Below are 5,848 nucleotides of genomic sequence, written 5' to 3'. Positions count from 1 at the left end.
GGTGAGCCCTGATGGCGAGATCGAAGAACTCACCGCAGAAGAAGCACTGAAGCGCATCGAGCGTGAGCCGGTCATGCTGGTTCATGCGGGCTTCACGGCGCGGCGCATTGCGCGGGGCCACCCTTTCCGCGATGCGGGGCCGCATGTGCTCGATCTGATGGAGCTGTTCGCCTTTGTACATCCGGCAAAGCCCTGTCTTCCCACGGCGGAAGGGCTTGCCCGCGCGCTCGGACTTGATCCGGGAGACACGCCGGAAGACCAGGCGATGATGCTGCGCGAGGCGGCGGCGCTCATGCTCTCCACCTTGCAAGACCCCCGCTTTCCCGACCGCCCTTCTGCCGCCCGCACCGCGCTCCGCATGGCGGAAGCCGGATGGGCATGGGGACCGGGCGTGATGGCAGCACTTGGCAATGCGCTTCCCGGATCGCCGGGCCGTGAGGTGAAGCTTTCCGCCTCGCGCGGCTTCGACATATGGAACGAGCTTCCCGAATGGGAGGAGCGTGCACCGCGCCCGCCCGCAGGCTCGCTGCCCGTGAGCGCGGAAGAAGCGCAGCAAAGGCTCGCAGAACTTGCAGGGCCGGATGCCGAGGCGCGGCCCGGCCAGGTCGCCTTTGCAGGTGTTGCAGCCGCCGCCTTCGGCCCGCGCGAAAGGACAGGTGAGCCCAACGTCGTGCTCGCCGAAGCAGGCACAGGCATCGGCAAGACCATCGGCTATGTCGCACCGGCAAGCCTATGGGCGGATCGCAACAAGGGCACGGTCTGGCTTTCGACCTATACGAAAAATCTCCAGCGCCAGCTCGATCAGGAGTTGAGCCGCCTCTACCCCGATCCGGAAGAGAAAGCGGAGAAGGCGGTTATCCGCAAGGGACGCGAAAACTATCTCTGCCTTCTCAATTTTGCGGAGATGGCCGATCGCGCGGCGCTGGGCGGCAATGCCGTTGCCATCGGCCTTGTTGCGCGCTGGGCGAAGGCAAGCCGCGATGGCGATATGGTGGGCGGCGATTTTCCCGCATGGCTTGCCGCGCGGCTGGGCGGTGTTACGGGTCGCAGCGGCCTGACTGACCGGCGCGGAGAATGCGTCTATTCGGCCTGCCCCTATTATAATAAATGCTTCATTGAGCGGGCGATCCGCAAGGCGCGGCGCGCCGAGATCGTTGTTGCCAATCATGCGCTCGTCATGCGGCAGGCAGCGCTTGATCTCGCAGCGCTGTCGCTGAGCCCCGCGCCCGCCAGGAATGATGACGTGTCGGGCGGCACAGAAGATGAAGTGCCGAGCGGGCGCGAGGCACGCACGCGCTTCGTCTTTGACGAAGGCCATCACATTTTCGATGCGGCAGACAGTGCCTTCTCAACTTCGCTTTCAGCCCTTGAAGCAGCGGAGTTACGCCGCTGGATACGCGGAGCGGAAGGCCAGCGCGGGCAGCGCGGGCGCGGGCTGGAGGAGCGCGCGGGCGACCTCATTTCCGGCGACCAACTTGCGGAAGAAGCACTGGTTGCCGCGCTTTCTGCCGCTGCCGCCTTGCCGGCCCCCGGCTGGGCAACGCGCATCAATGAAGGTCAGCCGCGTGGCGCCGCAGAAAAGTTTCTCGCGCTCGTCCGCCAGCAGGTTCATGCGCGGGCGGAAGAAACGGGCAACGCCTTCTCGCTCGAAGCGGAAACCGATCCGCCCGTAGAAGGGCTTCCCGCTGCCGCCCATGCGCTTGATGAGGCGCTCGGGCGTCTTGCCGCCCCGCTCCGCGTCATCGCAGATCGTCTGCGCGCGCAGCTCGATGACAAGGCGGCGGAGCTCGACAGCAATACACGCATTCGCATGGATGCCGCGGCGCGCGGCATAGAGCGGCGGGCGAGCCTTCTCATTCCTTCATGGCAATCCATGCTGAAAAGCATTGGCGGGCAGACGCCGGAAATGTTCGTGGACTGGTTTTCCGTCGAGCGGCTTTTCGGGCGCGAGATCGATACCGGCCTTCACCGCCACTGGCGCGATCCGACAGTGCCTTTTGCCAATGCGGTGCTTGAGCCCGCGCATGGCGTTCTCGTCACCTCCGCCACGCTTCGCGACCAGTTGCCGGAGGATGATCCGCATCAGGGCTGGGAAAGCGCGGAGATACGCACCGGCGCGTCGCATCTCGTGTTGCCCGCGCGGCGAGCCTTCATGGCTTCGCCTTTCGACTATCAAAAGCAGGTGCGCATTTTCATCGTGCGTGATGTGAGCCGCACCAATCTCGATGAAATTGCCGCGGCCTATCGCGAATTGTTCCGTGCGGCGGGCGGCGGTGCGCTTGGCCTTTTCACCGCCATTCATCGGCTGCGCGCCGTCCACGAACGGATTGTCTCGCCGCTCGAAGCGCAGGGGCTGACGCTTTATGCGCAGCATATCGACGCGCTTGATACAGCCACGCTGGTCGATATTTTTCGTGCCGAACGTCATGCCTGCCTGCTCGGCACGGATGCGGTGCGGGACGGTGTGGACGTGCCCGGAGATTCGCTGCGCATGATCGTGTTCGACCGCGTGCCCTGGCCGCGCCCGGATATTCTGCACAAGGCGCGCCGTGAGATTTTCGGCAAGAGCCGCTATGACGACATGCTGACGCGGCTGCGGCTGAAGCAAGCGTTCGGACGGCTGATCCGCCGCGCAAGCGACCGGGGCGTTTTCGTCATGCTCGATTCACGCCTGCCGACGCGGCTTACATCTGCCTTTCCGCCTGATGTTGAAATCCAGCGCGTCGGCCTTGCCGAAGCCATAGCGGAATCTAAGCATTTTCTCTCGGACGAGGCTGCGCTTGCGGGGGGCGGTGGCAGCCCCTAAAGTTCCGGCCAAGTGCCAAAGGAAAGACTATGTCCACCATCTCCCCGGAAAATGCCCTGATCTACATCATGATGACGATGAGTGCCGTTGATCGCGCCATGAGCGACAATGAGCTGCGCGACATCGGCAACATTGTGCGGACCTTGCCTGCCTTTCGTAATTTCAACGAGGAGCGGCTTATTCCGGTGGCACGGGAATGTGCGGCGATCCTTCAGGAAGAAGGTGGCCTTGATGCCGTGTTCGGCCTTGTGAAGGACGCGCTTCCCTATCATCTGCGCGAGACGGGTTATGCGCTGGCGGTGGAAATTGCCGCTGCCGATCTTTCCGTCGGCGCGGAGGAGATGCGCCTGTTGCAGCTTCTCAGGGAAACGCTCGACATCGACAAGCTCACCGCCGCCGCCATCGAGCGGGGCGCGCGGGCACGGCATATGTCGATCTGAGATTTCTCAGGCGCAGGGCCCCTCGCCTGTCGGCTCCAGCCTGCCGCCGATCCTGTCATAGAAGAAGCGGGTGCAGCCCGCGCCGTCATACCGATCCGTTTCGCGGTGGATCAGCACAGGGTCTCCGCTTTCCCACACATATATATCCACGCCGCCTTCCGCCGCGCTGGCGCGCCAGCGGCTCGTGATCTCCTGTGTGTCGGGATCGAATTCCGGCGAGACGATTTCATCGAGCTTCGCATGATTGATGAAACGCATATCCCGGCTTGACCAGAGCCAGTTGCGGTAAAGCGCGTTCGGCCCCGCCGTTGTTTCCGCGAGCAGACGGAAATCGAGATGGCCGTCGAAATTGAGGTCGGTCACCTCGAAGCCATTATTGTCAGTCGTCGGCTTGACGCTCGATCCCACGTCACTGATGGTCTGGAAAGGCTCTGCCTCGCCCTGCCTGCGGATGGCGATGCCGGTGACGGTGCGTTCGCCGCTTTCCGCCGCGATCTGCCAGTCGATCTCGAAATAGAAGGGCGGCAAAAGCTGGCTAATCCGCGCTTCGCAAAGAATGGGGGCGCTGCTGCCTGCAGGCGGTGCGGCGCAGCTATAGCCCGCAAGGAAGGTCTCATCGCCCTCCACAAAAATGGTTTCCATCTCCTCCGCCAACGCGTGAAGCGGCAGGAGAAAAAGGGACACGATCAGCCCTGTCTTTACCCAACCCCGCATGGTCTTCATCTCGATGCCTTCACCCTGAACGCAGCGCTTCATAATAGCGCAAGCGTGAAACGGGACGGCCTTTTTCTTCTGCACCGGGCCCCCTTATAGTCGGGCCTGATACCCCGTCCCCTTTGACTCGCCAGAGGATGCATCGCCCTTTCCATGCCAGACTTCATCGCCCAGCATGAACCTGCCTTCCGGCTCGCCGCCTTTGCGGGCGTGCTGGCGCTGATGGTGGCGCTTGAAACCCTCTTTCCGCGCCGCGAGGCGAAGGGGCAGGCGCATCGCCGCGCGACCAATCTGGCGCTCGGCCTTATCGACGCGGGCGTGATGCGGCTAGCCGTTCCGCTTCTTGCGACCGGTGTGGCACTGGCGGCGGAACGGCATGGCTTCGGATTGTTTCACTGGTTGGGCGCGCCTTATGCGCTTGCCTTCCTTCTTTCCCTGCTCGCTCTCGACCTTCTCGTTTACGGGCAGCATGTTCTCTTTCACAAATCAGGGCTGTTCTGGCGGATACACCGCGTCCATCATGCCGACGCTCATGTTGATGCGACGACAGGCATCCGCTTCCATCCACTCGAAATTCTCGTCAGCATGGGAATCAAGATGGCTGCAGTCGCGGTTCTTGGCGCGCCGGTGGTCGCCGTCATCCTGTTCGAGGTTCTCCTCAATGCCGCGGCGATTTTCAATCACTCCAATCTACGGCTCGGCGAGCGGACGGACCGTCTCTTGCGGCGCTTCATTGTGACGCCAGACATGCACCGCGTGCATCATTCGGTCTATTCCGACGAGCATCACAGCAATTTCGGCTTCAGCCTTTCGCTCTGGGACCGGCTTTTCCGCACCTATCGGGCCGCCCCGCGGGACGGGCATATTGCCATGCGGATCGGGCTCGTGGATTATGCCGCGCCTGCGCCGAACGGGCTTTTCTGGAGCCTCGTCAATCCATTCATCGGCCATTCCGCAAAGACGCCCACCAGCATCAAGGGCGCGGGGAGCATGTGATATGAAACGGCTTTGCCTTTTGCGCCACGCAAAATCGGATTGGGGCGATCCGGCGAAGGATGATTACGAGCGCCCCCTCAATGAACGGGGAAAGAGGGCGGCCGATTTCATGGCACAGTTCATTGCGCAGTCGCCCTACCGCCCGGATGCCGTTCTCTGCTCAAGTGCGGCCCGCGCCGTCGGCACTTGTGCGCCTCTCCGCGATGCGCTGGGAGATGAAGTGCCCGTCACCTATCGCGAGGAGCTTTACCACGCGATGCCGGATGTGATGCTGGACGAGATCCATAACGCGCCCGACGACGCCGAGACGTTGCTCGTCATCGGTCATAATCCGGGGCTGGTGTTGCTCGCTACGGCGCTTGCAGAAGACCCGGATGACGAAATCGCGCTCCGCGTTGCCTATGGCGTGCCGACCGGCGGCTTCATCGTGTTCGAGTTCGATGTAGCGCGCTGGAACGAGATCAGGGAAGGCAAGGGCCGCACCGTTTTTTTCGGGCGCCCGCGCGACCTGATGGCAGAGCCTGCGTCGGAGAAGGGGTAGCCTTCAGTAAATGCTGGCCGAGAAATAGCGTGCGCTGATCCGCGCATAGGTGCCATCGGCCACAAGCGCGGCGAGCGCGGCGTTCATGCTGTCACGCAGTTTCGTATCCTCCGCCCGCAGGACGATGCCCGCCCCCTCGCCGAAATAGGCGGGATCGGCATAATCCGGCCCGACGAGCCCGCAGCATGCGCTTCCCGTGTCCGCGATCCAGCGCAGAAGCGCATTGCGGTCCGCGAAGATGAGATCAACCTTGCCGCGAGCAAGCGCGTCTTCCGCTTCCTCGATCCGCTTGAAAGGTACGAGATCCGCCGTTGCAAAACGCGCCAGCGCATAGGCCTGATGGACGGAGCC

Annotated in this window: 6 protein-coding genes; 4 read left to right on the top strand and 2 right to left on the bottom strand. The window is 62.9% G+C overall.

The genetic code is table 11. The features are described from left to right. Both WBF74_RS00535 and WBF74_RS00530 read left to right on the top strand, forming a co-directional pair. Positions 1 to 2,806 (top strand): ATP-dependent DNA helicase (locus WBF74_RS00535; protein WP_424433767.1); only part of this gene is annotated, 2,806 nt, incomplete at its 5' end. A 29-nt stretch (positions 2,807 to 2,835) separates the two neighbouring features. After that, positions 2,836 to 3,246, top strand: a complete 411-nt coding sequence (locus WBF74_RS00530) for a tellurite resistance TerB family protein (RefSeq protein ID WP_424433765.1) — start codon at positions 2,836 to 2,838, stop codon at positions 3,244 to 3,246. Positions 3,247 to 3,252: 6 nt separating this feature from the next. Here WBF74_RS00530 and WBF74_RS00525 read toward each other — a convergent pair whose 3' ends face one another. Next, positions 3,253 to 4,002, bottom strand: a complete 750-nt coding sequence (locus WBF74_RS00525) for an XAC2610-related protein (RefSeq protein WP_424433763.1) — start codon at positions 4,000 to 4,002, stop codon at positions 3,253 to 3,255. Positions 4,003 to 4,113: 111 nt separating this feature from the next. Here WBF74_RS00525 and WBF74_RS00520 point away from each other — a divergent pair, with 111 nt between their 5' ends. Together WBF74_RS00520 and WBF74_RS00515 are read left to right on the top strand one after the other, a co-directional pair. Beyond that, complete coding sequence (locus tag WBF74_RS00520) at positions 4,114 to 4,956, top strand: sterol desaturase family protein (RefSeq protein ID WP_424433761.1); 843 nt, start codon at positions 4,114 to 4,116, stop codon at positions 4,954 to 4,956. 1 nt (position 4,957) lies between these two features. After that, positions 4,958 to 5,497, top strand: coding sequence for a SixA phosphatase family protein (locus tag WBF74_RS00515; protein ID WP_424433759.1), 540 nt, complete (start codon positions 4,958 to 4,960; stop codon positions 5,495 to 5,497). A gap of 3 nt (positions 5,498 to 5,500) precedes the next feature. Here the strand turns inward: WBF74_RS00515 and WBF74_RS00510 are convergent. Beyond that, on the bottom strand, positions 5,501 to 5,848 hold a 348-nt coding region (locus tag WBF74_RS00510; RefSeq protein WP_424433757.1), incomplete at its 5' end, for a transporter substrate-binding domain-containing protein.

It is taken from the genome of Parvibaculum sp. (genome assembly GCF_049672805.1).
Taxonomy (GTDB): Bacteria; Pseudomonadota; Alphaproteobacteria; order Parvibaculales; family Parvibaculaceae; genus Parvibaculum.
Note: the sequence above shows the minus strand (reverse complement) of the source record. Positions and strands in the feature narration are given on the sequence as shown.